The following is a 25,050-nucleotide window of genomic DNA, read 5'->3' as shown; positions in this document are numbered from 1 at the left end:
GCATCATGCCGGACCGCTCTTGCAATCCGGTTACTGCAATTGCTCGGTTTTTTCGATTGCTTTGGCGGAGGAAAGCGCGCCGGCTGACCGTCAGTGGTCTGCGCCGGCTGCCTTCTTCTTCGCCGCCGCGGCCGAGGCAAATCGCTCGCGCAACTCCTTGCCTTTGCCGGGGATCGTCTTCTGGCGGGCGCGGCCGAAGGCCAGCGCATCGTCGGGCACGCTTTCGGTGATGACGCTGCCGGAGGCGATGTAGCCGCCCTTGCCGATCGACACCGGCGCCACCAGCGAGGAATTCGAGCCGACAAAAGCCCCCTCGCCGATATCGGTGAAAAATTTCGAATAGCCGTCATAATTGCAGGTGATGGTGCCGGCGCCGATATTGGCGCCCGCGCCGACGCGGGCATCGCCGATATAGGTCAAATGATTGACCTTGGCGCCCTCCTCGACAACAGCCTGCTTGACCTCGCAGAAATTGCCGACCTTCGCCTTGTTGCGAAGATCGGCGCCCGGCCGCAACCGTGCGAACGGCCCGACATCGCAATTCGATGCAATGGTGGCCCCTTCGACATGGCTGAAGGCATGGATCTTGGCGCCGCCGGCGATCTTCACGCCTGGACCGAACCAGACATTCGGCTCGACGATGGTGTCGGCGCCGATCTCGGTGTCGTGCGAGAAATACACGGTCTCCGGCGCGAGCAGCGTCACGCCCGACAGCATCGCCTCCTGGCGGCGGCGTGCCTGCCAGATGCCTTCGGCCTGCGCCAGCTCGGCGCGGTTGTTGATGCCGAGCGCATTCTCGAAACTGGCCTCGGTGGCGACGACATCGAGACCTTGCGCGCTGGCGATCTCGACGATGTCGGTCAGATAGTACTCGCCCTTGGCGTTCTTGTTGCCGACCGCGTCGAGCAGCTTCAGCGCGTGGGCGCCGGCGACCGCCATCATGCCGGCATTGCAGAAGCCGATCTTCTTTTCCGCCTCGGAACAGTCTTTTTCCTCGCGGATGGCAATCAGCTTGCCGCCTTTTTCGACCAGCCGGCCATAGCCGTTTGGAAGAGGTGGGCGGAAGCCGATCACGGCGACGGCCGCACCTTCGGCGAGTTTCAGCCGAGCCAGGTTCAGCGCTTCCGCGTCGATCAGCGGCGTATCGCCGAACATCACCAGGATGTCGTCATAACCCCTTGATATCGCTTCACGTGCGGCAAGAACCGCATGCGCCGTACCCAGGCGTTTTTCCTGCACGAAGGTCTCGGCCTTGGGTGCGAATTTCGCCACCGCCTTGCGCATCTCTTCCGCGCCATGGCCGATGACGATGGCATCGCTGGTGGCACCGGCGGCATCGGCCGCCTTCACCACATGGGCGACCATCGGCAGGCCCGCGATCTGGTGCAGCACCTTCGGCAGCGCGCTCTTCATGCGCGTGCCTTCGCCGGCGGCGAGGATGACGGACAGGCAGGATCTCTGGCTCATGGAAGGCAACCGTGTGAAAAGGGTTGGGAATCAAATCATGCTAGCAGCGGCGCCATGTTGCACCAATGCGGTTAAATTCCGGTGAGATGTGGGAGAAGCTGACTCTTAGTCAGCGGATTTGCATCTATATCAAGCCGTGCTTCCTGAATTCAGCCTGTTCATCGCCGGAAATCCAGCCAAATACCTTTAGCCGACCGTCGCGTCTTTCGATGAGGTAGTCGACCTTGAAATCGATGGGTAAGGCGCTCCCATCCTTCCGTTCGTAGTCGCCCGACCATTGCACCTTGGCCACGATGTCACCGAGACATGGCTGCAGGTCATCCTTTTACCCCAACCGTCCCAGCACCGGAAAATTCTCCAGAAGCCAGTAGGACACCGTCTGCACGCCGCCGGTGAGGAAAAACACGCCGGCGACCACCAGCAGCGCGCCGATGGCCTTTTCGACGCGGCCGAGATGGAGGCGGAATTTGCCGAGGAAGCGCATGAAGGCGCCGGAAAACAGGGCGGCGATCAGGAAGGGGATGCCAAGTCCGAGCGAATAGGCGGCGAGCAATAGCGCGCCCTCGCCCACGGTTTCGCGTCCGCCGGCCAGCGTCAGGATCGGCCCCAGCACCGGGCCGATGCAGGGCGTCCAGCCGAAGGCGAAGGCGAGCCCCATAACATAGGCGGCGATGGCGCTGGCCGGCTTGCCCTGCGACTGGAAGCGCGCCTCGCGCGACAACAGCGGAATGCGCAATATGCCGAGGAAATTCAGGCCCATCAGGATTATCAGCACGCCGGCGCCCATCGCCAGCTGCTCCTGCCAGACCCGCAGCAGCCTGCCGATGGTCGAGGCACCGGCGCCAAGCGCGACAAACACGGTCGAGAAGCCGAGCACAAAGGCGATCGAGGAATAAAGCAGTGCGCCGCGCGTGCCTTCGCGTGCTGTGACGCCCGCATCGCCGCGAAAATCGTCGACCGACACACCTGCCATGTAGCAGAGATAAGGCGGCACCAGCGGCAGCACGCAAGGCGACAGGAACGAGATGGCCCCTGCCCCGACGGCGCTGACATAGCCGATATCCAGTGCCATTCCAAAACTCCGACTGCTCCCGGGCGGATATAGCGACGGCCAGGCCTGTCTGCCAATCACCATTGTGTGGAAAGTCAGCCGCATACGGACATTAGGGACGAAAGCGGCGGCATGGGACGTTGATGTCAAAGAGACCGCGATTTCCCGCGCGTCTCGATATCAGCCAGGGAGATTTCCATGAAAACCATAACCATAGGGCTGGCCGCACTGCTTCTCAGCACCGCCGCATCCTTTGCCGCCGAGGCGTGGAAGGAAGCCGAGGTCAACGGCACCAAGATCTACACGGACGCCAAGGGCATGACCCTCTATACCTATGACAAGGACGAGAAGGGCAAATCGAACTGCTACGACAAATGCGCCGCCAACTGGCCGCCGCTGAAGGCCGACGCCGGCGCGAAGACCTCCGAAGGCTGGACGATCGTCGACCGTACCGACGGCACCAAGATGTGGGCCTATGACGGCAAGCCGCTCTACACCTTCATCAAGGACAAGAAGGCCGGCGATGTGGCTGGCGATGGCGTCGCGGGCGTCTGGCACATCGCCAAAGCCGATTGATCCTCGATACCTTCACCCGCCTGCCGGCGGGACAGAGCTGGTCGCCAGGCATCCCTCCATGCAGCAGGCGGCCAGCCCCAACGGCCTTTCTCTTCGTCGTCACTCCGTCGTACGCGGCCGCATTCTCCCCGACTCGGCGGAAAAATGAATCGGGCCGTTCGCGCCGAGCGAAGTGCGTCATCTCTCCAGGCCAAAATCTGTGATTTTCTCCATACACTCTAAGAGTGTATTGCTGCCAACAGCTCCGCAATTTGGGCGCTTCCCCTTGACCGGATGCAAAAGCGCGGCCATGTGAGCGGCAAATAGAACGAGATTTCGTCGCGCGCAGCGGAATTCTTCTGGCGCATCACAGCTGATATGAGACCTCATGGACGTCGTCGTCGTCGAATCGCCGGCCAAGGCGAAGACAATCAACAAATACCTCGGCAAGAACTATAAGGTTCTGGCCTCGTTCGGCCATGTCCGCGATTTGCCGGCCAAGGACGGTTCGGTGCGCCCGGATGAAGACTTCGCCATGTCCTGGGCGGTCGACACCGCCTCGGGCAAGCGGCTCGCCGACATCGCCAAGGCGGTCAAGGATGCCGACGGCCTGATCCTCGCCACCGACCCGGATCGCGAGGGCGAGGCCATTTCCTGGCATGTGCTGGAAGTGCTGAAGCAGAAGCGCGCACTGAAGGACAAGCCGGTCAGCCGCGTCGTCTTCAATGCCATCACCAAGTCCTCGGTGCTGGAAGCCATGGCCAATCCGCGCCAGATCGATGCGCCGCTGGTCGATGCCTATCTCGCTCGCCGGGCGCTGGACTATCTCGTCGGCTTCACGCTGTCGCCGGTGCTGTGGCGCAAATTGCCCGGCGCCCGTTCGGCCGGCCGCGTCCAGTCCGTGGCGCTGCGCCTCGTCTGCGACCGCGAATCCGAAATCGAACGCTTCATCCGCGAGGAATATTGGCAGATTGCCGCCATCCTCGGCACGCCGCGCAACGAGAATTTCGAAGCGCGGCTGACCGCCTTCGAGCGCAAGAAGCTGCAAAAGCTCGACATTGCCAACAAGGCTCAGGCCGACGACATCAAGGCGATGCTCGAGGGCGCGACCTTCAAGGCGCTGTCGGTGGAAGCCAAGCCCACCAAGCGCAACCCCGGCCCGCCCTTCACCACCTCGACGTTGCAGCAGGCCGCCTCTTCGGGCCTCGGTTTCTCCGCCACCCGCACCATGCAGGTGGCGCAGCGGCTCTATGAAGGCATGGAGATCGGCGGCGAGACCACCGGCCTCATCACCTATATGCGAACCGACGGCGTGCAGATGGCGCCGGAGGCGATCGACGCCGCCCGCGACGCCATCGCCAAGGAATTCGGCCCGAAATACCTGCCGGAAAAGCCGCGTTTCTACACGACCAAGGCCAAGAATGCCCAGGAAGCGCACGAGGCGATCCGTCCGACGGATTTCATGCGCACGCCGGCCTCGGTCCGGCAATATCTCGATTCCGACCAGATGCGGCTCTATGAGCTGATCTGGAAGCGCGCCATCGCCAGCCAGATGCAGCCGGCCGAGATCGAGCGCACCACCGTCGAGATCGAGGCGGTCAACGGCGCCCGCACCGCCGAGCTTCGCGCTGTCGGTTCGGTCGTTCGCTTCGACGGCTTCATCGCCGCCTACACCGACCAGAAGGACGACGACGCCGAAGACGAGGAAAACCGCCGTCTGCCGGAAATTCGCGCCGGCGAGCAGCTTGCCCGCCAGGCGATCAACGCCACCCAGCACACGACCGAGCCGCCGCCGCGCTATTCCGAGGCGTCGCTGATCAAGAAGCTGGAAGAACTCGGCATCGGCCGGCCTTCGACCTACACGGCAATCCTGAAGACGCTGGAAGACCGCGACTATGTCACGATCGACAAGCGCCGGCTGGTGCCGCAAGCCAAGGGCCGCCTGTTGTCCGCCTTCCTCGAAAGCTTCTTCGAGCGCTATGTCGAATACGACTTCACCGCCTCGCTCGAGGAAAAGCTCGACGAGATCTCCGACGGCAAGCTCGCCTGGAAGGACGTGCTGCGCGATTTCTGGAAGGATTTTTCGGGGGCCGTCGCCGACATCAAGGAGCTGCGCGTCACCGACGTGCTCGATGCGCTGAACGAGGAACTGGCGCCGCTGGTGTTCCCGACGCGGGAAGACGGCTCCAACCCGCGTATCTGCCCGAAATGCGGCACCGGCAACCTGTCGCTGAAGCTCGGCAAGTTCGGCGCCTTCGTCGGCTGCTCGAACTATCCCGAATGCTCCTTCACCCGCCAGCTCGGCGACGCCGCCAATCCGAATGGCGAGAATGGCGGCGGCGATGACGGCACCAAGGTGCTCGGCAAGGATCCCTACACGGCGGAGGAAATCACCCTGCGCTCGGGTCGCTTCGGTCCCTACCTGCAGCGCGGCGATGGCAAGGAAGCCAAGCGCTCGAGCCTGCCCAAGGGCTGGACGCCGGAATCCATCGACCACGAGAAAGCACTGGCGTTGCTGGCGCTGCCGCGCGATATCGGCAAACATCCTGAAACGTCCAAGATGATCTCGGCCGGGCTCGGCCGCTACGGCCCATTCGTGCTGCATGACGGCACCTATGCCAATCTCGACAGCATCGAGGACGTGTTCTCGATCGGCCTCAACCGGGCCGTCACGGTGATTGCCGAGAAGCAGTCGAAGGGCAAGGGCGGCCGCAATGGCGGCACTGCCGCTGCGCTCAAGGAGCTCGGCGACCATCCTGACGGTGGCGGCAAGATCGTCGTGCGCGACGGCAAATACGGACCCTATGTCAATTTCGGCAAGGTCAATGCCACGCTGCCCAAGGGCAAGGATCCGCAATCGGTGACCATCGAGGATGCGTTGGCGCTGATTGCCGAGAAGGAAGCCAAGGGCGGCGGCGGCAAGAAGCCGTTCCGCAAGGCAGCGGCCGCCAAGGCGCCTGCCGCCAAGAAAACAGCGGCCAAGAAGCCGGCCGCGAAGAAAAAAGGGTAGGACGGCGTGGCGCGCAGGATCACCGGACGAAGCCACGGCGATCCACGCACCGCCGACACGAGGGCCAAGGTCAAGGACGACTACCGGCCCTCGCGCGATGAAATCCTGCGCTATATCGCCGAAAATCCCGACCGTGCCGGAAAGCGCGACATCGCCAAGGCCTTCGCGCTGCGAGGCGACGACCGCATCTGGCTGAAAGACATCCTGCGCGACCTGCAGGATGAAGGCGTGCTCACCAAGGAGCGCAAGCGGCTGGCCCGCGTCGGCGCCCTGCCCCATGTCGTCGTGCTCGACATTTTCGGCCGTGACGGCGACGGCATCTTGCTGGCGCATCCGGCTGAGGCCGTCGGCACAGGCGAGCCGCCCGTGGTCTCGATCCGCGTCTCGCGCGGCGGCAACGGTCCGGCGCCGGGCATTGGCGACCGCGTCTTGGCCAAGACTTTCCCGACCGACGATCCGTCCGGCCCCGCCTATACCGGACGGGTGATGAAGATCTTCGAGAAGCGCACCGATGCCGTCCTCGGCGTCTTCCGTGTGCTGAAGGACGGCACCTTCCGCATCGAGCCGGTGGAACGGCGCCAGCCCGAGTTGATCGTCGACAAGGAATTCCAGAACGGCGCCAACAACGGCGACCTGGTCGAGGTCGAGCCGGCGCGGGCTTCCCGCTATGGGCTGCCGCGCGCCAAGGTGCTCAACGTGCTGGGTTCGCTGACCAGCGAAAAGGCGGTCTCGATGATCGCCATCCACGCCCACGACATCCCGCACATCTTCCCGGCCGACGTCATCGCCGAATCCGAAGCCGTCAAGCCGGCGACGCTTGATCACCGCGAGGACTGGCGCGACCTGCCGCTGGTCACCATCGATCCGGCCGACGCCAAGGACCATGACGACGCCGTCTTTGCGACGCCCGATCTCGACGAAAAGAACCCGGGCGGCGTGATCGCCACCGTGGCGATCGCCGATGTCGCCGCCTATGTCCGCTACGGCACGGCGCTGGATCGCGAAGCCTTGAAGCGCGGCAATTCGGTCTATTTCCCGGACCGCGTCGTGCCGATGCTGCCCGAGCGCATCTCCAACGATCTCTGTTCGCTGCGCGAGGGCCAGGATCGCCCGGCGCTCGCCGTGCGCATGACCTTCGCCGCCGATGGCCACAAGATCAGGCACTCCTTCCACCGCGTGATGATGAAATCCGCCGCGAAGCTCGCCTACCCGCAGGCGCAGGCAGCCATCGACGGCGCGCCGGACGACAAGACCGGCCCGATCCTCGACACGGTGCTGAAGCCGCTATGGGATGCCTATGCGATCCTCAAGCGCGGTCGCGCCGGCCGCCAGCCGCTCGAACTCGACCTGCCGGAGCGCAAGATCATGCTCAAGCCGGATGGCACGGTCGACCGCGTCGTCGTGCCGGAACGGCTCGATGCCCACAAGCTCATCGAAGAATTCATGATCCAGGCCAATGTCGCCGCCGCCGAGACGCTGGAGGCGAAGAAGCAGGCGCTGGTCTACCGCGTGCACGACGCGCCCTCGCTCGCCAAACAGGAATCGCTGCGCGAATTCCTGCAGACGCTCGGCCTGTCGCTGGCGCGCGGCGCGCAGATGCGGCCGAGCCAGTTCAACGGTATTCTCGAGCGCGTGCGCGGCGCCGACAATGAGGCGCTGGTCAACGAGGTGGTGCTGCGCTCGCAGAGCCAGGCCGAATATTCGCCCGGGAATATCGGCCATTTCGGCCTCAACCTCAGGCGCTACGCGCATTTCACCTCGCCGATCCGCCGCTATGCCGATTTGATCGTGCATCGCGGGCTTATTGCCGCACTCGGCCTCGGTCCGGGAGGACTGACGCAGGACGAGGCAGCTCGGCTCGAAGACGTTGCGATACTGATCTCCGGCACCGAACGCCGCGCCATGGCGGCCGAGCGCGACACGGTCGACCGGCTGATCGCGGCCTATCTCGCCGAGCGTATCGACGACCGGTTCGACGCCCGCATCTCCGGCGTCACCAAATCAGGACTATTTGTCCAGTTGCCGCAATATGGCGCCGATGGCTTCATCCCCGTGTCAACTCTGGGCGGCGATTACTATATATACGACGAAACAGCTCGCTCCCTGTTCGGAGAACGCACGGGCAAAGGCTACCAGCTCGCGGACCATGTCGAGGTCCGGCTCGTCGAGGTGGCGCCGATGGCCGGCGCGATGCGCTTCGAGATGTTGACCGACCCGAAGCCCCTGCCAGGCTCCACCAGGTCGTTTCACAAGGCTAAGGGCCGCGCCCGTGCGTCGCAATCGCGACCGGGTTCGCGCGGCAGGAGACGATGATGCCAAAAGAATTAGGGATACAGGAACAGGTTTTCGGCGGCGAACATCACACGGGCCGGGTTGCCCGCCCGCTATGGACGGCGATGAAGCGCGGCCTCCTGGGCCGCTGCCCGAACTGCGGCGAAGGCAAGCTGTTTCGCGGCTTCACCAAGACCGTCGAGACCTGCAGCGTCTGTGGTGAGGAAATCCATCACCATCGCGCCGACGACCTGCCGGCCTATCTGGTCATCGTCATCGTCGGCCACATCGTTCTCGGCGCCTTCATGGGCGTCGAAGCGACGTCGACGCTCTCCACCTGGCAGCACATCCTCATCTGGGTGCCGCTGACCATCATCTTGTCGGTTGCCCTGCTCCAGCCCGTCAAAGGCGCCGTCATCGGACTGCAATGGGCGTTCTATATGCACGGATTCGGTGGTGAAAAGGATGGGACGGGCTCCCACCACGGCGCCTAAAGCGCTACTGGCGCAACATACCGACCGTGAAAGGCCACTTTCGTTTGCAAGAAGTTTCCGCTAGGTCCAGCGCATGGAAGCAATGACCAAGGCGGATGTCGACAAGCTCGACAAGGGTCTTGCCGCACATGGCGGCCGGCCCCTGCGTCCGCGTGACGCCGCGACGTTGATCCTGCTCGACCGCAAGGGCGATGAGGTGCTGGTGCTGATGGGGCGCCGTCACGCCGGCCACGCCTTCATGCCCGGAAAATTCGTGTTTCCCGGCGGCCGTACCGATCCGGCCGACAGCCGCGTGACGACGGCCACCGCATTGCATCGCGACGAGGAAGCGAAGCTGCTCGCCGGTCCCGGCCGCACCAGTGCCGCGCGAGCCCGAGCCGTGGCCTTGTCCGCAATCCGCGAGACCTATGAGGAAGCCGGGCTGCTGATCGGCCAGAAGGCCGCCTTTGTCACCGACAAGCGTGACTGGCAAGGTTTTGTCGAACATGGCGTGAAACCTTCGCTCGAAACGCTACGCTTCATCGCGCGCGCCATCACTCCGCCCAACCGGGTGCGCCGCTTCGACACGCGTTTCTTCAGCACCTGGCGCAGCGATGTGGCCGTCGAACTGCCGGACGGCGGTCCGACCAACGAACTCGAGGAACTGGTCTGGCTGCCCCTTGCGAAAGCCCGCGAAGCCGACATACCCGACATCACCCGAATGATCCTTGACGAGCTGGAAAAGCGCCTCGCCCATGATCCGCTGCTGCGTCCGGGTGGCCCCGTGCCCTTCTACCGGCTTGTCCGCAACCGCTTCACCCGCGACCTTCTGTAGAGCAAAGCAATTCCAGGAAGAGTGTGACGCGGCTTTCCGTCCGGAATTGCGTAAGATCAACGAGACAGAGTATTCAGCATCCCATGACGGTCGATACCCAACCACAGGGCGACGAACGCGTACACTGGCTGCCGATGGTGGCGGCGATCTCGTCGATCAGCGTCGTCGGCATCGCCATTGGTCTCGGCATGCCGCTTCTCAGCGTCATCCTGGAAACGCGCGGCCACTCGGCCTCGATGATCGGCCTCAACACCGCCGTCGCCGGCCTGGCCTCGATCGCCGGTGCGCCGCTGGCGACACCGCTCGCCATGCGCTTTGGCGTCGCCTGGACCATGGTCGTCATGATTGCCACCGGCGCGCTGGCCTTCGTCGGCTTCCATTTCGCGCCTGACTTCTGGATGTGGTTCCCGCTGCGCATCGTGCTGCATATCGCGTTGACGGTGCTGTTCATCCTGTCGGAATTCTGGATCAGCACGTCGGCACCACCCCATCGGCGCGGCCTTGTCCTAGGCATCTACGCCACCGTCCTATCGCTCGGTTTTGCCGCCGGGCCGTGGCTGTTTGCCCATCTCGGCAGCTCCGGCTTCAGGCCGTTCGGCGTCATCATCGCACTGGTCACGCTGGCCGCGATACCGGTGCTGGCCGCGCGCAACGAAAGCCCCACCATCGTCGCCGATGGCGAAACCAGCAATTTTCTGCGCTACATCTGGCTGGTGCCGACCGCGACTTTTGCCGTTCTGGTGTTTGGCGCGGTCGAGACAGGCGGCTTTGCGCTGTTCCCGGTCTATGGCAACCGCATCGGCTATTCCGAAGCCGACGCCGCATTGCTGCTGACCATGATCGGCCTTGGCAATGTGCTCTTGCAGATCCCGATCGGCATGATCAGCGACCGCGTTTCGGACCGCCGCTACCTGCTGCTCGCCTGCGCCACGGTTGGCCTTGCCGGCACGCTGTTCATGCCCTTCTTTGCCGCCGACTGGCACTTGATGGCGGCGCTTCTGTTCGTCTGGGGCGGTGTCGTCGCGGCCATGTACACGATCGGCCTCGCCCATCTCGGTTCGCAGCTTTCCGGCCACGAACTGGCATCGGCCAACGCGGCCTTCGTGCTTTGCTACGGCGTCGGCATGGTGCTTGGCCCACAGGCGATCGGCATCGGCATGGACAGTTTCGGGCCTTCCGGCTTCGGCTGGTCGCTCGGCTTGTTCTTCGGCGCCTACATTGCCCTGGTCTGCTTCAGGCTGGTGCGCAAGATCCTCTTATAGGGTGTCTGGGAGGCGGCTCTGTTCACGCCCGCGGCAGGCTGCTGACAGAACCGTGTCAGGAGCCACGCGGTAAAAGAGCGTCCCAAAAACATCGGAAGTTGAGGACACTCCCATGATCGACAGCGGCTTTGAAACCACATCCCTGCGCATGACGCTCCTGCTGCTGGTGACCTTCCAGGCCCCGGCGGCGGATGTCGACCGCATCATGGACGCGGTGGTTGCGATCGCCCCGCTGGCGATGGGCAAGTATGACCGCAACGCCTATCAGTCGGCGCACGGCATCGAGCGCTACAGGCCGCTTGAAGGGGCAGCGGCGGGCGCCGAAACCGAATTGCGCCGCCGCCCGGGCACGGTCGAGGTGTCCTTCGAACTGCCTGACGACCAGGCGCTGGCTGCCCGCGTTGTCGAAGCGATCTTCCAGGCCCATTCCTATCAGGAGCCGGTGATCCGCATCCAGCCGATCCTCGCCAGCCGGTCCAAGGGACTGGACGACCGTGCCAATCCGAATCGCTGGTGGAACACCACCGGGGACTGGAAAAAGATTGCGGCGCCGGAGACAGAAACCGCATGATTTGGGGCTATAGCGCAGTTCCGGTAGGGCCGAGAAGCTCCGCCGGGCTTGACTTTCCAGGCACGTTCTTTATGTGTCGCGCCAAGTTTCCCGCGTCCGGGTGTTTTCCCGTGCTCCAGCGGCCAAAACCCCACGAACATAACGGACTGAGATCATGGCCAAAGCCGCAAACATCAAGATCAAGCTTCTGTCGACCGCCGACACCGGTTTCTTCTACGTGACCAGCAAGAACAGCCGTACCAAGACCGACAAGCTGTCGTTCCGCAAGTACGACCCGGTCGCCAAGAAGCACGTCGAATTCAAGGAAACCAAGATCAAGTAATCTGGGTTTTCCCTCTGCAAACAAAAACGCCGCCCATCGGGCGGCGTTTTTGTTTGCAAGCCAGAGGCCCGGCTCCCCCCGGCCCGGCTGAATTTCCTTCAGCCGATGCGATCGCCGCTTTTCGGATCGAACAGATGCAGCGCCGCCGGATCGGCCGCCAGCCGCACGGTGTCGCCGGGCTTCACGCCGGCGCGCCCCATGGCGAAGACGCAGAGCTGCTGATTGGCCAGTTTGACGTAGAACTGCGTCGACAGGCCGAGCGGCTCCACCACCACCACCTCGCCCCGCAGCGCGCCGTCATCGGCCAGCCTTATATGTTCGGGCCGCAGGCCGATGGTGATCGCGTCGCCATCACCAAGCGGCAGGCCATCCGGCAGCCGCAGCTTCTGGCCATCGGCAAGCACCGCGTCCACTTTTCCACCCTTCGCCACCGTCGCCGGCAAAAAGTTCATACCTGGTGAGCCGATGAAGCCGGCGACGAACATGTTGGCCGGCCGATCATAGAGGTCAAGCGGCGCACCGACCTGCTGGATCAGCCCGTCATGCATGACGACGATCCGGTCGGCCATGGTCATGGCCTCGATCTGGTCGTGCGTGACGTAGACGGAAGTCGTGTTCAACTGCTGGTGCAGCGCCTTGATCTCGGCGCGCATATGCACGCGCAGCTTGGCGTCGAGATTGGACAGCGGCTCGTCGAACAGAAAGACCTTGGGGTCACGCACGATGGCGCGGCCCATGGCGACGCGCTGGCGCTGGCCGCCCGACAATTGCCTCGGCAGGCGTTCCAGGAACGTGTCGAGCCCGAGCCGTTTGGCGGCGCCATCCACCCTGGCATCGATCGTGGACTTCTGCGCCTTCTTCAAAAGCAGGCTGATGTTCTTCGACACATCCATATGCGGATAAAGCGCGTAGGACTGGAACACCATGGCGATGTCGCGGTCCTTGGGCGCCACATCATTGACGAGCCGCTCGCCGATGCGGATCTCACCGCCGGAAGCCTCCTCCAGCCCGGCGATCATGCGCAAAAGCGTGGACTTGCCACAGCCGGACGGGCCGACCAGGACAACAAACTCGCCATCGGCGATTTCAAGGTCGACCGCGTGCAGGACGCGGACGGCGCCATAGTCCTTGCGGACCTTGTCGAGTGTAACAGAAGCCATAGATCTATCCTTTGACGGCGCCGGCGGTCAGGCCGGTGACGAGATAGCGTTGCAGGAAAGCGAAGAAGACGCAGACCGGGATCAGCGCCAGGATGGACGCCGCCATCATCTGCCCCCAGTCGACGGCGAACTTGCCGATGAAGGTGAGCAGGCCAACGGCGAAAGTCTTCTGGTCGTCGCTGGAAATCAACATCAGCGCGAACAGAAGCTCGCTCCAGGCGGCGGTGAAGACGAAGCCGAGTGTTGCGCCCATGCCAGGCAGCGTCAGCGGCACGATCACCTTGCGCATCGCCTGCGCACGCGTGCAGCCGTCGATCATCGCCGCTTCCTCCAGATCCTTCGGGATGCCGTCGAAGAAGGACTGCATCAGGAAGGTGGCGAAGGCGGTGTTGAAGGCGGTGTAGATGATGATCAGCCCGGTCAGGCTGTTGATCAGGCCGATCTGCCCCATCACCCGGTAGATCGGCGGGATGACCATCACCAGCGGGAAGGTCTGGGTCAAAAGCAGCATCAGCGCCAGCGCCGCCTTGCCGCGAAAGGTGAAGCGCGACATGGCGTAGCCGGCGAGCGTGGCGATGATCGTCACCAGGGCCGCCGTCGACACCGAGACGATGACGCTGTTGAGGAAATAGCGCGGGAAATCGGTGGCCTCGAGCACGGTAACGAAATTCTGCAGCGTCATGTGCGACGGCCAGAAGGTGATGCCTTCCGAATAGAGCAGCCGTTCCGGCGTCACCGAAATCTTCAGCGTCCAGTAGATCGGGAACAGGGCGAAGACCACATAGGCAGCGATCGCCGCGTAGAGGCCGACACCGCCGAAGAACCGTTGTGAGGTTGAGCGTCCCGCGATCATCAGACGTGCCTCACCAGGGAGCGGCGGATGGCGATCAAAGCGATGGCATAGGCAATCAGCAGGACGAGCAGCAGCACGGCCACCGCCGAGGCATAGCCCTTGTCCAGCGACTTGAAGGCGCTGACATAGATGTAGACCGGCACCGTGTTGGTCGAGCCGGCCGGTCCGCCCTCGGTCATGACGAAGATCAGGTCGGCGAAGGTCGCGATCCAGATGGTGCGCAGCATCACGGTGATGGCGATGGTCGGCGCCAGGAACGGCAGCGTCACCTTGGTGAAGCGCTGCCAGGGCGAAGCGCCGTCGATCGCCGCCGCCTCATGCAGTTCCGACGGAATGGACTTCAGCGCCGCCAGCAGCGTGATGGCGAAGAACGGAATGCCGAACCAGACATTGGCAATGATCGGCCCCCACATCGCCGTTGCCGGATCGGAGAGCACATTGGTCGGCTCTGCCTTCAGCCCCAAGGCAAACAGCCAATGCGGCAGCGGCCCGACGATCGGATTGAACAGCCAGGCCCAGGTCAGGCCAGACAGGAAGGACGGCACCGCCCAGGGCAGGAACACCAGCGCCTGCACCAGCTTGCGGCCCCGGAACGGCTTGTCGAGCAGCAGCGCCAGGCCAAGGCCGAGGAAGAACTGGAAGAACAGGCTGGAGACCGTCCACCACAGCGTGTTGACCAGCGCCTGCCCCAGCACCTGGTCCGACAGCATGGCCTGATACTGGCCGAGCCCGACATATTCGGACTTGAAGGCCGAGAATTTGCGGAAGGAGTAGCTGATGCCAATGACCAGCGGCACCAAAAGCACCACGACCAGCAGGATGATCGCCGGGCTGAGATAGAGCCAGGGCTCGATGGCGGCGTGCGACAGCCGCTTTCGTCGCGGCTTGCCGGCGGATCGGATTTCGGACACGGCGTAGGTCATCGATTTGGCTCTACGGTGGAGGATGGGTGCGGGAAGGCAAAACAGCGTCCTTCTCCCCGTTCAACGGGGAGAAGATGCCGGCAGGCAGATGAGGGGCGGCGCTAGCTTCTCAAAACTTCGCGCCGCCCCTCATCCGGCCCTTCGGGCCACCTTCTCCCCGTGAAACGGGGAGAAGGAAAGAGGCGCTGCGCTTACTTCTTGTTCTTCGCCAGCCAGTCCTGCTGTTCCTTGGTCAGGAATTGAGCCCATTGGTCGGCCACGTCCTTGGCGGTCTTTTGGCCAAGCAGCACTTCCTGGAAGTTCTTGATCGCCACCTGGTCGACGAAATTGCCGAGGTTTTCCAGATGCGTCGGCGGCGTCACCATTTCATATTTGGAGGTGTCGCTGAGCTCGGTGAACCAGCCCTTGAACTGCTCGGTCTTGAAATGCGGATCCTGGTCGGCGCCGTTGTGGATCGGCACGACGCCGACTTCCTTGGCCCATTCCAGATTGTCCTTTGGCGACAGAAGCGTCGCCATCAGCTTCCAGGCATCGTCCTTGTGCTGCGAGTTGGCGAACATCGCCCAGCCGGCATAGCCGAGCGTGGGGTAGGATTTGCCGCTCGGACCAACCGGCAGCGGCGCCACGGCGAAATCGTCGGCGCTCATCTTGTCGGCGATGCCGAGCAGCGCGTCCGGGTCCTGGTTGAGCATGGCGCAAGTGCCGGAATAGAAGCCGGTCACGGTTTCGTTGAAGCCCCAGCTCACTGCATCCTTCGGCGCCAGTCCGTCCTTGTACATGTCGGCCAGCATCTGCAGGCCCTTGACCGAGCCCTCCTCGTTGATGGTCGAGGTGCCGTCCTCGTTGAAGTAACCGCCCTTGCCCTGGGCGATGTTCATGAACATGTGCATGCCGTTGAAGGCGCCGGGTCCGCCGCGCAGGCAGTAGCCGTATTTGCCGGGAATGGCGGAGATCTTCTTGGAGTCGGCGATGAATTCGTCGAGCGTCGCCGGCGGCCCGTCGAGGCCGGCCTGCTTGAACAGTTTCTTGTTCCAGAACAGCGCGTTCACATAGTAGCCGTAGGGGATCATGAACTGGGTGTTGTTGACCGTCGAGCCGAACTGCTTGGCGCGCTCGCCGAGCGTCTTGGCGTCATCCCATTTGGCCATGTAGGGGCCAAGGTCCTCGAGCTGGGCATTGTTGGCGTAGAGGCCCATCCAGCGTTCCGGCATCTCGACCACGTCGGGCGTGTCGCCGGCCTGCACCATGGTCAGGAATTTTTCGAAGGCCTGGCCCCAGGGCAGCGAGATCAGCTCGACCTTGACGCCGGGATTGGCGGCCTCGAACTCGGCGATCTGCTTTTTCAGGAATTCGGTGCGCGGCGGGCTGGTGATGACTTCGACCATCTTCAGGGTCGAATCGGCCAGCGCGCTGCCGGCGGAAATCGCCAGCCCCGCGACGGTGGCAAGCATGATGGTCAGTTTTTTCATGTTCAAGACTCCCATTTTGAACCCGCTTGTTATTTTCTGGCTTTTTCGAAGGCCTGGGCGACGTCGGCCCAGAGATCTTCGACACTTTCCAATCCGACATTGAAGCGGATGGTTCGGGGGCTGACGCCGAAGCGCGCCATCGAATTCAGTCCCGGCGTCTGCTCCAGCGACGCCTTGGCCGGCACGACCAGGCTTTCATGCCCGCCCCAGCTGACGCCGATGCGAAAATATTTCAGCGCGTCGACGAAGACCGGGATGTCGATATCGTCCGTCACCTCGAACGAGAACAGGCCGGCATAGCCGCCCAGCGACGCCTTGCCGGGATGGTTCGAATAGGCGGGATGGTTGACGCGCTCGACATGGGCATGCGCCTTCAGCCGTTCGGCGATGGTGAGCCCGCTCTTCATGTGGTGCGGCAGGCGCAGCGGCAGCGTGCGCAGGCCGCGCAGCAGCAGCCAGGCCTCGAATGGCGACAGCTTGCCGCCGAGATAGGAATAGGTCTGCTCGTTGATGTGCTTGATGTGCGCGGAAGAGCCCGCCACCACGCCCGCGACCGTGTCGCTGTGGCCGCCGAGATATTTGGAGGCCGAATGCAGCACCAGATCGACGCCATGCGAGATGGGCTTCTGGAACACCGGCGTCGCCCAGGAATTGTCGATGGTGGTGACGATGCCCTGCTCTTTCGCCAACCGGGTCAGATGCGCGATGTCCTGGAGCTCGAACATCATCGAGGTCGGGCTTTCCAGGTAGAGCAGCTTGGCGCCGGGAAGTGCCGCGGCAACCGCATCCGGATCGGAACCGTCGACATAGTCGACCTTGATGTTGAGCCGCGGCAACAACCGCTCGAACAGCCGGTAGGCATCGCCATAGCAGTTGCGCACCGCAACGATACGCTCGCCCGCCCCGACGAAGGCAAGCACGGTGGCGCTGATCGCCGCCATGCCGCTGGAAAAGCCGCGCGCGGCCTCCGCACCCTCGAGTGCGGCGACGCGCGCCTCGAACTCCATTACCGTCGGATTGTCGCCGCGTGAATAGATCGGCTGCTTTCGTTTGCCGGCAAAGGTGTCGGCCATTTCTGCGTAGTTGGCGAAGGTGAACAGCGAGGTCTGGTAGATCGGCGGCACCACCGCGCCACCCGGAAACGGCTCGTCATGCGCCAGAAGCGTTGCCGCCTCGGCAAGATAATCATGGTCGAAACCTGAGGGATGCTCGTTCATGTCTGGCTCGAGAGTTTGAGTTTGGCAGCACCGCGCTTGAGATCATCCTCGACGGTGGCGATCAGCTTGAGCGCCTCGGCGCGGGCGCCTTGCGGGTCGCGCGCGGCAATGCATTCGTAGATGGTGCGGTGATAGGGAAAGCTGGCGTGGCCGAAATCGCGCACGCCCAGCGGATGTTCCCAGAAGCGGTGGAACAGTTCGTGCATGGCGGCGATAATCTGCTCGAACAGCGGATTGCCGGAGACCCGGTAGATCGCCTGGTGGAATTCCCAGTCCTCTTCCGACGACATGCCGTCGCGGGTGCGGAACGCCTGCTCCATGACGTCGAGCTTGCGTTCGATCTCGGCAATGTCGGCCGGGCTGGCGCGTTCGGCGCAAAGGGCCGCTGCCTCGGCTTCCAGCGCGCGGCGGATTTCAAGCGTATGCATCAGGCTGGTGAAGTCGTTGCCGCCGGCCAGCGTCAGCGGCATGTGCAGCATGTCGGGTGACACGGCCGCCTTGAGATAGGTGCCGCTGCCTTGCCGGCGCTCGACGAGACCTAGCCCCTCCCACCGCGTCAGCGCCTCGCGCACCGTGTTGCGGCTGACCTTCAGCCGCTCGGCCAGGATGCGTTCGGTCGGAAGGCGCTCACCGGGCTGCAACGCCTCGGCGCGGACAAAGCCCACCAACGCCTTCAGAACGGCGTCGTCGCGCGCCGTCGTCTGAATGGGTGGCAGGCTGTTCTGGTCCACAAGTCCTCCCGGTGCAGAAGTGGTCCAATGGTCCAACCAATTCTGCACGGACGAAGAGACGTGTCAACCGCCGAAACGGGGACGGGCCGAACGACGCGCCGTGGCGCCGTTCGGTCCGTCAGTTCAAGCCGGCGTGACGAGGCGCGTGGCGCGCCAGCGCGAGAACATCTCCTCGCGAATCCGCCTCGAACCCGCGAGCCGCTTCTTTGCTTCCGCCAGCACGGAAGGCGAAGCCTGTGCGGGCGTGCCCGATTGGAACGGAGGAGCCGGGGCATATTCGAGCGAGAGCTGCACCGTTTCGGCCTCGGCCTGGCCGAGAAGCCTGGCGACCAGAAGGAGGCCGAAATCGATCCCCGAGGTGACGCCGCCGGCGGTTATCAGGTTTCCGTCCTCGACGATGCGCTCGTCGACCGGAATGGCGCCGAACTCGGCGAGGAAATCATGCGCGTACCAATGCGTCGTCGCCCGCTTGCCTTTGAGCAGGCCGGCGGCACCGAGCACCAGGGCGCCGCTGCATACCGAGGTGACATAGCGTGCCCGCGCGGCGCGCTCCCGCACGAAATCGAGGACCGCCTGGTCCTCCAGCAGCGGGTTGACGCCGCCTCCACCCGGAATGCACAGCACATCGAGAGGCGGGCAATCGTCGAAGGTTGCCGTTGGGTTGAGCGACAGTCGTGTCGAGGACGTCACCGGATCGCGATCCTTCCAGATCAATTCCACCTCGGCGCCCTTGGCCGATGCCAGGACTTCATAAGGGCCGGTGAGGTCGAGCTGCTGGAGATTGGGGAAGACGAGGATGCCGAAACGAAGCGTCATGGAACTCTCCTTGGATTGACTCCAGCCAACCTAAGGCATCATGCTTTGGCACGAATGCCAATCATCCCTCATTTCAAGCCAAATCGCCATGCGCCATATCGAAATCCTTGCCTATCCCGACATCCAGCTCCTCGATGTCAGCGGGCCGCTTCAGGTTTTCGCCAGCGCCAACGACTTCAGGACTCAGGCCGGTGAACCGGCTCCCTATGAGGTCACGGTCGTCGCCGCCTCGCCACGGATCAGGACGTCCGCCGGCCTCGTGCTCGAGACCGCGGCGCTGCCGCCACATGGGTCAAGGATAGATACGCTGATCGTGCCTGGCGGATGGGGCGTCAACGCGGCCTGCGAGGATCCCGAACTCGTCCAATGGATAGTCGGCCGCTCGCACGACGCCACGCGGACAGCGTCGGTGTGCAGTGGCGCCATGCTTCTGGCAACGGCAGGATTGCTCGACGGCCGGCGTGCGGTCACTCATTGGGCACGCTGCGCCGAATTGGCGCGGCGCTTTCCAGCGGTCCGCCTCGAACCCGACCCGATCTTCATCCGTGACGGCAATGTCTGGACGTCGGCAGGCGTGACGGCGGGCATAGATCTCGCCCTTTCCTTCGTCGAGGCCGACCTTGGCCGGCGCGTGGCGCTTAGCGTGGCGCGCGAGCTGGTGGTCTTCCTGAAACGACCCGGTGGCCAGGCGCAGTTCAGCCAGACCCTCAAGCTTCAGCAAGGCGACGAACGCTTCGACCGGCTGCATGGCTGGATCCAGGACAATCTGGACGGCGACCTTTCGCTGCCGAACCTGGCCGAGCGCGCCAATATGAGCCCGCGCAGTTTCTCCAGGCACTATCGGGAGGCAACGGGCCGCACACCGGCGCGCGCCATCGAGGAGATCCGGATCGAGGCGGCGCGAGGGATGCTGGAACGGGGCCAGGCCGTCAACCAGACGGCCCGCCGCTGCGGATTCGGATCGGAAGAGACGATGCGGCGCGGCTTTCTACGCGTCCTCGGCACCAACCCGCGCGATTATCGCGAACGCTTCTAAGGCGTGTCGCTAACCCGCGGCAGGCGGCCCGAACCAGGTGGTCAGCGCGTCGGCCAGTCCCTGTTGGGTTCCGTCCCCGACCCAGGCCACATAGCCATCGGGCCGGATCAGCACGGCGGCGGGCGCGGCGACCGCCCCGAGGACCGGCAGTTCCCAGGTGCCGTCATATCCAGCCTCGGTCTGCCGGACCCGGTCCGCCCAGGGCGCGATGTCCAGTCCGCCTGGTTCGCCGAGGTCGAGAAGCACCGGCCGGGCGTCATGCAGCAGGCTGAAGACCCGTACTGGACCGCCGGCGGCGACCAGGTCGAGGTCGGGCATTCGCCGGCCAAGCAGTGGATGTCCCTCGCCGAGATCGTAATGGATGCCCAGACCGGACATCTCCGCGGCAATCCGCTTACGCGGCTCATCCATACCGAGCAGCTCGGTAAAGATGTCGCCCAGGGCCTTGGTGCTGGCATCCATGCGACGCAGCGCAACCTGCGCCTTCGCGTTGCGCAGCACGCGAGCGGCGATCGGATGACGTTCGGCGTGATAGCTGTCGAGCAGGCTTTCCGGCGAGGTCCGCTTGACCACCTGGGCCAGCTTCCACCCCAGATTGACCGCGTCCTGCACGCCGATATTGAGCCCCTGCCCGCCCATCGGCGGATGGATATGCGCGGCGTCGCCGGCCAACAGGACACGCCTGTCGCGGTAGGCGGCGGCCTGCCGCGTCATATCGGTGAAGCGGGAGATCCAGGTTGGGCTGTGGACCGCGTAATCGGTGCCGTAGACGGCGACAAGCGCCTCGCTGAGGTCGACCAGCGTCGGTTCACCTCCGATGGTCAACTGCCTCTCGGTCAGCACGACACCCACCCGGTCGCTGTCCTCGATTTTGCCTATCGCATGAATTCCGTAGGCGTCGCTGCGAAAGCCCAATGCCGGTTCCCCGGACATTTCGACCTCGGCGATCATCCAGCTCATCGTCGGATCCCATCCGGGAAACTCGATGCCCGCCGCCTTGCGGATCGTGCTGCGCCCTCCGTCGCAGCCGACGAGGTATTGCGCCCGCAGCCATTGGCCACCGCACAGTTCCACGTCGACGCCGCCATCATCCTGCGCGAAACCGGTGACGTCCTGTCCACGATAGATCGGCACCCCCAACGCGTTGATCCAGTCGGCCAGTATCCGTTCGATATGGTTTTGCCGCAGCGCCAGGAGACAGCTGTGCCGGCCGGGAAAGTCGCTGATGTCCAAACGGATCATGTGGAAGCCGATGGTCGGGAAGCTTTGCCCCTGCGACACAAACCGGTCGGCAATTCCGCGCTGATCGAGAATCTCGATGGTGCGCGCGTGCAGGCCACCCGCGCGCAAGCCGACCAGTTGCTGGTCCGGGCGCCGCTCGACGATGGCGACATCGACGCCTGCCAGCGCGAGTTCCCCCGCCAGCATCAATCCTGTCGGACCGCCCCCGGCGATCACCACCGCATGCTCTGAAATCATCAATCGTCACTCCCGTTTCACGCCTGGTCTGCGCCGCTTTTTACGGGAGGGGCCGGGTCTTGGCGCAAGCCCCTTGTGCGCCATATGTACGAAATGGAAGGGGTGCTCTCCTGCTCGGATCGCTTTGAACGGCTGACAGCCGTGGATCGAAGACGGGAGCCCGGATCGCCTGCAGGCAAAAAATCAGAGTCCTTCGCGCCTTGGCACGAAGTTCTGATGTCTGTTTGGAAGAAGGGGGCCGGTCGGCGTTTGGCAGCGGTACGAGGAGGCCACTATGTGCCAGCGCCGGCCGGCCGACCCCACGGACCCAGGAGATGCGGCGGACCTGAGCATCATGGGGTATTTCTAGGGATCGAGCCGGCTATGTACCCTCGTGCCGGCTTCGTCTTGGCCTGCACATTTGCTCAAGAGCTTATGAAAATCAACAGTTTCTTAACCAAGGCTCGCGAATCGCTTGGATTAAGGTAAATAGCTAACCTTGTTGGATTGACCGTAGAATCGGTCGCGGACGCTTACGCCGCCTTGGCAACGACGCGGTTGCGGCCGCCGCTCTTGGCTTCGTAAAGCGCGAGATCGGCGCGCTTCATCAGCGCCGCCACCGTATCCACGCCCTTCAGCACCGACGACACACCGACGCTGACGGTGACCTCGATCGTCTTGCCGTCGGCGCCGATGGCGAAAGGCTTCTGGGCGATTTCGGCGCGGATGCGTTCGGCCACCTTCTCGGCCACGACGCCATCGGTATCCGGCATGACCACCACGAACTCCTCGCCGCCGAACCGGCAGGCAAGGTCGATACCCCTGACATTCTTGCGCAGCCGCCGCGCGAATTCCCGCAGCACGTCGTCGCCGCCATCATGGCCATGCGCGTCATTGATCGACTTGAAGCGGTCGAGATCGGTGATCATCACCGACAGCGGCCGGCGCCGCGCCACGGCGCGGTCGAACAGCGTCTGCAAATGGCTGTCGAGATAGCGGCGGTTGTGCAGCCCCGTCAGGCCGTCAGTGACCGCCATCTCGATGGTCTGGGTGACGCTGGCGCGCAATTGGTCATTGTAGCGCTTGCGGCGCACCTGGGTGCGCAGCCGCGCCGTCAGCTCCTGCTGGTCGATCGGCCGCATCAGATAGTCGTTGATGCCGAGTTCGAGGCCGCGGATGATGCGCTCCTCCTCGCCCTCGTCGGCCAAAAGGATGATCGGCACGAAACGGGTGCGGTCGAGCGAGCGCAATTGCGAGCAGAGCCGGAGCGGATCGAAATCGGCGAAGGCCGTCGAGATCATCACGCATTCATAGGACGTCTCGGCGGCCTGGAAGAACCCGGCATGCGGGTCGCCGATGACATCGAGGTCGGCGCGGTCGCGCAGCATCTTCTGGATGCGCTCGACCGATGATTTGCGCTCGTCGATCAACAGTACTTTCGGCGTCGTGTCCTCGGACGCGAAATTGCGGCTGAGCAACTCCTCGATGCCGATATTGCGCGTCGTCGAAGCGCGCAGCCTGAGCTCGTCGGTGAGCGACTTCAACCGGACAAGGCTCTTGACCCGCGTCATGAGCTGCAGGTCGTTGACCGGCTTGGTCAGGAAATCGTCGGCGCCGGCCTCGAGCCCGCGCACGCGGTCGGAGACCTGGTCGAGCGCGGTGATCATCACCACCGGAATGTGTGACGTCGCCGGATCGCTCTTCAGCCGGCGGCAGACCTCGAACCCGTCCATGTCGGGCATCATCACGTCGAGCAGCACGACATCGACCTTGCCGTTCTCGCAGGTCTCGATGGCGTCGGGCCCGTTGGTGGCGGTCAGCACCTCGAAATATTCGGCCAGCAGCCGAACCTCAAGCAGCCTCACATTGGCAGGGATGTCGTCGACGACGAGGATCCGCGCGGTCATATCACAAGGCTCCGGCTCGGCTGGAAAGGTACATCAGGCATCGCCCAGGTAGGATTTGATGGTTTCGATGAAACGCGGCACTGAGATCGGCTTCGAAATATAGGCCTCGCAGCCGCCCTGGCGGATGCGCTCCTCGTCGCCTTTCATGGCGAAGGCGGTCACGGCGATGACCGGAATGACGTGCAGCTCGTCATCTTCCTTCAGCCACTTGGTCACTTCCAGTCCCGACACTTCGGGCAGCTGAATGTCCATCAGGATGAGGTCGGGCCGGTGCTGGCGCGCCAGGTCGAGCGCCTCAAGACCGTTGCGGGTGCGCACCGTCTCGTAGCCGCTTGCTTCGATGAGGTCCCGAAAGAGCTTCATGTTGAGCTCATTGTCCTCGACGATCATGACCTTCTTAGGCATCGACATCCCGTCCCGGCCGTCGCTCCGCTCGAAGGCGGCCGTTATGCGCTCGTCCTTGAACGCACCAAACCCTGCTTCACGATACGGCAATATGATTGACGAAACGGAAACCCCCGAACTGCAAAGCAGCGCGAATTCCACCTCGCCTGACCGCGCGTCCAAACGGCGCGCGGCGCTGTAAAGGCTTGCCGCAAGCAATTCTTGCCATTACTGCGGAAGAGACTCATTCCACGTACCGAAGGTAGTGATGGCAAACGCGGCGTCAATGCGCGAAGAGGCGGAAACCATTGCCGTGAAGGCGCTGGGCTTCGTCGCCTCCGATCCGGAACTGTTGCCACGCTTTCTGGCGATCACCGGAATAGAAGCGCATTCGATCCGCAAGGCCGCCGGCGAGCCGGGTTTTCTGGCCGGCGTGCTGCAATTTATCCTTGCCCATGAGCCGACCCTGATGCGCTTTGCCGAGGAAACCGGCACGCCGCCGGCCGCCGTCGGCAAGGCGTTGCGCGCACTGCCGCTCGGCGACGACAACCACGAGCATTCCATATGAGCGATGATCCGGAGACCGCGCGCCAGATCGAGGAACTCTCAGCGGACGACCGGCCGCTGCTGGTGCTCGACGTCGATGACGTCGTACTCGAATTCATTCGCCCCTTCCCACATTTCCTCAAGTCGCGCGGCTATGGCCTGACGCTGGCGTCCTTCCGGCTGACCGGCAACATTGCCGAAACGGCCAGTGGCCGCCTGATCGAACAGCCCGAAGTCACGGCACTTCTGGGCGATTTCTTCGACGCGCAGGCCGATTGGCAGAGCATCACCGACGGCGCTGCGGAAGCCCTGGCAAGGCTTGGCGACCGCGCGGAAATCATCATGCTGACGGCCATGCCGCACCGGCATCGCGCCGTGCGCCGCGCCCATCTCGATGCGCTCGGGCTGAACTACCCGCTTCTGACCACCGAGATGGCCAAGGGACCGGCCGTGGCCAGACTGCGCGGCCAGAGCGGCCGGCCGGTGGTCTTCGTCGACGATCAGCCGCACAATCTGGCCTCGGTGCGGGAGAAGGTCGCCGACGCCAGTCTTTTCCACCTGATGGCCGACAATTCGCTGCGCGCCTTCCTGCCGGCGGTCCAGCACGATGTCATCGTCGTCCAGGACTGGCACGAAGCCGGGCCGAAGATTGTGAGCGCCCTGGGGCTTTAAACGTCAGGCGCGACGCCCCTGGGAAAGCGCTATGCGCTTCCCGGGGGCGCAGGAAGCCTAA

The 25,050-nt window shown here is 63.7% G+C and carries 24 protein-coding genes; 11 read left to right on the top strand and 13 right to left on the bottom strand.

Translation table 11 applies throughout. The features are described 5' to 3' along the window. Nucleotides 1–90: 90 nt before the first annotated feature. The 3 genes from glmU to JG746_RS19060 all read right to left on the bottom strand — a co-directional run bounded on the left by glmU (nt 91) and on the right by JG746_RS19060 (nt 2,539). Nucleotides 91–1,467: a bifunctional UDP-N-acetylglucosamine diphosphorylase/glucosamine-1-phosphate N-acetyltransferase GlmU gene (gene glmU, locus JG746_RS19070; RefSeq protein WP_202354207.1), complete on the bottom strand. Its 1,377-nt coding sequence runs from the start codon at nt 1,465–1,467 to the stop codon at nt 91–93. Between the two features lie 124 nt (nt 1,468–1,591). Next, nucleotides 1,592–1,759: a hypothetical protein gene (locus tag JG746_RS19065; RefSeq protein WP_244730329.1), complete on the bottom strand. Its 168-nt coding sequence runs from the start codon at nt 1,757–1,759 to the stop codon at nt 1,592–1,594. Between the two features lie 33 nt (nt 1,760–1,792). Then, on the bottom strand, nt 1,793–2,539 hold the full coding sequence (locus JG746_RS19060) for a cytochrome c biogenesis CcdA family protein (RefSeq protein ID WP_202354206.1): 747 nt from the start codon (nt 2,537–2,539) through the stop codon (nt 1,793–1,795). 177 nt (nt 2,540–2,716) lie between these two features. Between JG746_RS19060 and JG746_RS19055 the strand changes: the two genes are divergently transcribed. From JG746_RS19055 to rpmG, 8 genes are all read left to right on the top strand, one after another. Beyond that, the gene (locus tag JG746_RS19055; protein ID WP_202354205.1) at nt 2,717–3,094 is read left to right on the top strand and encodes a COG4315 family predicted lipoprotein; all 378 of its coding nucleotides are present in this window, start codon (nt 2,717–2,719) and stop codon (nt 3,092–3,094) included. Nucleotides 3,095–3,461: 367 nt separating this feature from the next. Further along, nucleotides 3,462–6,083 (top strand): type I DNA topoisomerase, encoded by a 2,622-nt coding sequence (gene topA, locus JG746_RS19050; protein WP_202354204.1) that lies wholly within the window; start codon nt 3,462–3,464, stop codon nt 6,081–6,083. A gap of 6 nt (nt 6,084–6,089) precedes the next feature. Then, on the top strand, nt 6,090–8,396 hold the full coding sequence (rnr, locus tag JG746_RS19045) for a ribonuclease R (protein ID WP_202354203.1): 2,307 nt from the start codon (nt 6,090–6,092) through the stop codon (nt 8,394–8,396). Beyond that, nucleotides 8,396–8,848, top strand: a complete 453-nt coding sequence (locus JG746_RS19040) for a DUF983 domain-containing protein (protein WP_202354202.1) — start codon at nt 8,396–8,398, stop codon at nt 8,846–8,848. The genes rnr and JG746_RS19040 overlap by 1 nt, the downstream gene beginning before the upstream one ends. A 73-nt stretch (nt 8,849–8,921) precedes the next feature. Next, a complete protein-coding gene (locus tag JG746_RS19035) occupies nt 8,922–9,662 on the top strand; it encodes an NUDIX hydrolase (RefSeq protein ID WP_202354201.1) in 741 nt (246 codons plus the stop codon). Between the two features lie 83 nt (nt 9,663–9,745). Next, complete coding sequence (locus JG746_RS19030; protein ID WP_202354200.1) at nt 9,746–10,924, top strand: MFS transporter; 1,179 nt, start codon at nt 9,746–9,748, stop codon at nt 10,922–10,924. A 112-nt stretch (nt 10,925–11,036) separates the two neighbouring features. Then, complete coding sequence (locus JG746_RS19025; RefSeq protein WP_202354199.1) at nt 11,037–11,495, top strand: hypothetical protein; 459 nt, start codon at nt 11,037–11,039, stop codon at nt 11,493–11,495. Nucleotides 11,496–11,649: 154 nt separating this feature from the next. Next, complete coding sequence (gene rpmG / locus JG746_RS19020) at nt 11,650–11,817, top strand: 50S ribosomal protein L33 (RefSeq protein ID WP_006201775.1); 168 nt, start codon at nt 11,650–11,652, stop codon at nt 11,815–11,817. A 98-nt stretch (nt 11,818–11,915) separates the two neighbouring features. On the opposite strand, the gene JG746_RS19015 is transcribed toward rpmG, so the two are convergent. The 7 genes from JG746_RS19015 to JG746_RS18985 all read right to left on the bottom strand — a co-directional run bounded on the left by JG746_RS19015 (nt 11,916) and on the right by JG746_RS18985 (nt 18,986). Continuing rightward, nucleotides 11,916–12,977 (bottom strand): ABC transporter ATP-binding protein, encoded by a 1,062-nt coding sequence (locus tag JG746_RS19015; RefSeq protein ID WP_202354198.1) that lies wholly within the window; start codon nt 12,975–12,977, stop codon nt 11,916–11,918. 4 nt (nt 12,978–12,981) lie between these two features. Next, nucleotides 12,982–13,830 carry a carbohydrate ABC transporter permease gene (locus JG746_RS19010; protein WP_202354197.1) on the bottom strand — a complete coding sequence of 283 codons (849 nt, stop codon included), beginning with the start codon at nt 13,828–13,830 and terminating at the stop codon, nt 12,982–12,984. Then, a complete protein-coding gene (locus JG746_RS19005) occupies nt 13,830–14,753 on the bottom strand; it encodes a carbohydrate ABC transporter permease (protein ID WP_202354196.1) in 924 nt (307 codons plus the stop codon). The genes JG746_RS19010 and JG746_RS19005 overlap by 1 nt, the downstream gene beginning before the upstream one ends. A gap of 191 nt (nt 14,754–14,944) precedes the next feature. Then, the gene (locus JG746_RS19000; protein ID WP_202354195.1) at nt 14,945–16,222 is read right to left on the bottom strand and encodes an ABC transporter substrate-binding protein; all 1,278 of its coding nucleotides are present in this window, start codon (nt 16,220–16,222) and stop codon (nt 14,945–14,947) included. Between the two features lie 29 nt (nt 16,223–16,251). Further along, on the bottom strand, nt 16,252–17,439 hold the full coding sequence (locus JG746_RS18995; RefSeq protein ID WP_202354194.1) for a PLP-dependent transferase: 1,188 nt from the start codon (nt 17,437–17,439) through the stop codon (nt 16,252–16,254). Further along, nucleotides 17,436–18,170 carry a FadR/GntR family transcriptional regulator gene (locus JG746_RS18990; RefSeq protein WP_202354193.1) on the bottom strand — a complete coding sequence of 245 codons (735 nt, stop codon included), beginning with the start codon at nt 18,168–18,170 and terminating at the stop codon, nt 17,436–17,438. Before JG746_RS18990 ends, JG746_RS18995 begins: the two co-directional genes overlap by 4 nt. A 123-nt stretch (nt 18,171–18,293) precedes the next feature. Continuing rightward, nucleotides 18,294–18,986, bottom strand: coding sequence for a DJ-1/PfpI family protein (locus JG746_RS18985; RefSeq protein WP_202354192.1), 693 nt, complete (start codon nt 18,984–18,986; stop codon nt 18,294–18,296). Between the two features lie 88 nt (nt 18,987–19,074). Here JG746_RS18985 and JG746_RS18980 point away from each other — a divergent pair, with 88 nt between their 5' ends. Beyond that, on the top strand, nt 19,075–20,022 hold the full coding sequence (locus JG746_RS18980) for a GlxA family transcriptional regulator (protein WP_202354191.1): 948 nt from the start codon (nt 19,075–19,077) through the stop codon (nt 20,020–20,022). Between the two features lie 9 nt (nt 20,023–20,031). Here the strand turns inward: JG746_RS18980 and JG746_RS18975 are convergent, their stop codons facing one another. The 3 genes from JG746_RS18975 to JG746_RS18965 form a co-directional block, all read right to left on the bottom strand. Continuing rightward, nucleotides 20,032–21,501 carry an FAD-dependent monooxygenase gene (locus tag JG746_RS18975; RefSeq protein WP_202359403.1) on the bottom strand — a complete coding sequence of 490 codons (1,470 nt, stop codon included), beginning with the start codon at nt 21,499–21,501 and terminating at the stop codon, nt 20,032–20,034. 512 nt (nt 21,502–22,013) lie between these two features. Continuing rightward, nucleotides 22,014–23,387, bottom strand: a complete 1,374-nt coding sequence (locus JG746_RS18970) for a PleD family two-component system response regulator (protein ID WP_202354190.1) — start codon at nt 23,385–23,387, stop codon at nt 22,014–22,016. Between the two features lie 33 nt (nt 23,388–23,420). Further along, the gene (locus tag JG746_RS18965; RefSeq protein WP_013531932.1) at nt 23,421–23,792 is read right to left on the bottom strand and encodes a response regulator; all 372 of its coding nucleotides are present in this window, start codon (nt 23,790–23,792) and stop codon (nt 23,421–23,423) included. A 247-nt stretch (nt 23,793–24,039) separates the two neighbouring features. On the opposite strand from JG746_RS18965, the gene JG746_RS18960 reads away from it, so the two are divergent. Beyond that, complete coding sequence (locus JG746_RS18960; protein ID WP_027052046.1) at nt 24,040–24,339, top strand: DUF3572 domain-containing protein; 300 nt, start codon at nt 24,040–24,042, stop codon at nt 24,337–24,339. Next, complete coding sequence (locus tag JG746_RS18955; protein ID WP_202354189.1) at nt 24,336–24,989, top strand: hypothetical protein; 654 nt, start codon at nt 24,336–24,338, stop codon at nt 24,987–24,989. The genes JG746_RS18960 and JG746_RS18955 overlap by 4 nt, the downstream gene beginning before the upstream one ends. Nucleotides 24,990–25,050 lie beyond the last annotated feature (61 nt).

The organism is Mesorhizobium sp. 113-3-3 (genome assembly GCF_016756495.1).
Taxonomy (GTDB): Bacteria; Pseudomonadota; Alphaproteobacteria; order Rhizobiales; family Rhizobiaceae; genus Mesorhizobium.
Note: the sequence above shows the minus strand (reverse complement) of the source record. Positions and strands in the feature narration are given on the sequence as shown.

What these genes read in the sequence shown, in the direction of transcription:
- glmU (WP_202354207.1), bottom strand. Translation starts at nt 1,467, where the DNA reads ATGAGCCAGAGATCCTGCCTGTCCGTCATCCTCGCCGCCGGCGAAGGC.
- JG746_RS19060 (WP_202354206.1), bottom strand. Translation starts at nt 2,539, where the DNA reads ATGGCACTGGATATCGGCTATGTCAGCGCCGTCGGGGCAGGGGCCATC.
- JG746_RS19055 (WP_202354205.1), top strand. Translation starts at nt 2,717, where the DNA reads ATGAAAACCATAACCATAGGGCTGGCCGCACTGCTTCTCAGCACCGCC.
- topA (WP_202354204.1), top strand. Translation starts at nt 3,462, where the DNA reads ATGGACGTCGTCGTCGTCGAATCGCCGGCCAAGGCGAAGACAATCAAC.
- JG746_RS19040 (WP_202354202.1), top strand. Translation starts at nt 8,396, where the DNA reads ATGCCAAAAGAATTAGGGATACAGGAACAGGTTTTCGGCGGCGAACAT.
- JG746_RS19035 (WP_202354201.1), top strand. Translation starts at nt 8,922, where the DNA reads ATGGAAGCAATGACCAAGGCGGATGTCGACAAGCTCGACAAGGGTCTT.
- JG746_RS19030 (WP_202354200.1), top strand. Translation starts at nt 9,746, where the DNA reads ATGACGGTCGATACCCAACCACAGGGCGACGAACGCGTACACTGGCTG.
- JG746_RS19025 (WP_202354199.1), top strand. Translation starts at nt 11,037, where the DNA reads ATGATCGACAGCGGCTTTGAAACCACATCCCTGCGCATGACGCTCCTG.
- rpmG (WP_006201775.1), top strand. Translation starts at nt 11,650, where the DNA reads ATGGCCAAAGCCGCAAACATCAAGATCAAGCTTCTGTCGACCGCCGAC.
- JG746_RS19015 (WP_202354198.1), bottom strand. Translation starts at nt 12,977, where the DNA reads ATGGCTTCTGTTACACTCGACAAGGTCCGCAAGGACTATGGCGCCGTC.
- JG746_RS19010 (WP_202354197.1), bottom strand. Translation starts at nt 13,830, where the DNA reads ATGATCGCGGGACGCTCAACCTCACAACGGTTCTTCGGCGGTGTCGGC.
- JG746_RS19005 (WP_202354196.1), bottom strand. Translation starts at nt 14,753, where the DNA reads ATGACCTACGCCGTGTCCGAAATCCGATCCGCCGGCAAGCCGCGACGA.
- JG746_RS19000 (WP_202354195.1), bottom strand. Translation starts at nt 16,222, where the DNA reads ATGAAAAAACTGACCATCATGCTTGCCACCGTCGCGGGGCTGGCGATT.
- JG746_RS18995 (WP_202354194.1), bottom strand. Translation starts at nt 17,439, where the DNA reads ATGAACGAGCATCCCTCAGGTTTCGACCATGATTATCTTGCCGAGGCG.
- JG746_RS18985 (WP_202354192.1), bottom strand. Translation starts at nt 18,986, where the DNA reads ATGACGCTTCGTTTCGGCATCCTCGTCTTCCCCAATCTCCAGCAGCTC.
- JG746_RS18980 (WP_202354191.1), top strand. Translation starts at nt 19,075, where the DNA reads ATGCGCCATATCGAAATCCTTGCCTATCCCGACATCCAGCTCCTCGAT.
- JG746_RS18975 (WP_202359403.1), bottom strand. Translation starts at nt 21,501, where the DNA reads ATGATTTCAGAGCATGCGGTGGTGATCGCCGGGGGCGGTCCGACAGGA.
- JG746_RS18970 (WP_202354190.1), bottom strand. Translation starts at nt 23,387, where the DNA reads ATGACCGCGCGGATCCTCGTCGTCGACGACATCCCTGCCAATGTGAGG.
- JG746_RS18965 (WP_013531932.1), bottom strand. Translation starts at nt 23,792, where the DNA reads ATGCCTAAGAAGGTCATGATCGTCGAGGACAATGAGCTCAACATGAAG.
- JG746_RS18960 (WP_027052046.1), top strand. Translation starts at nt 24,040, where the DNA reads ATGGCAAACGCGGCGTCAATGCGCGAAGAGGCGGAAACCATTGCCGTG.
- JG746_RS18955 (WP_202354189.1), top strand. Translation starts at nt 24,336, where the DNA reads ATGAGCGATGATCCGGAGACCGCGCGCCAGATCGAGGAACTCTCAGCG.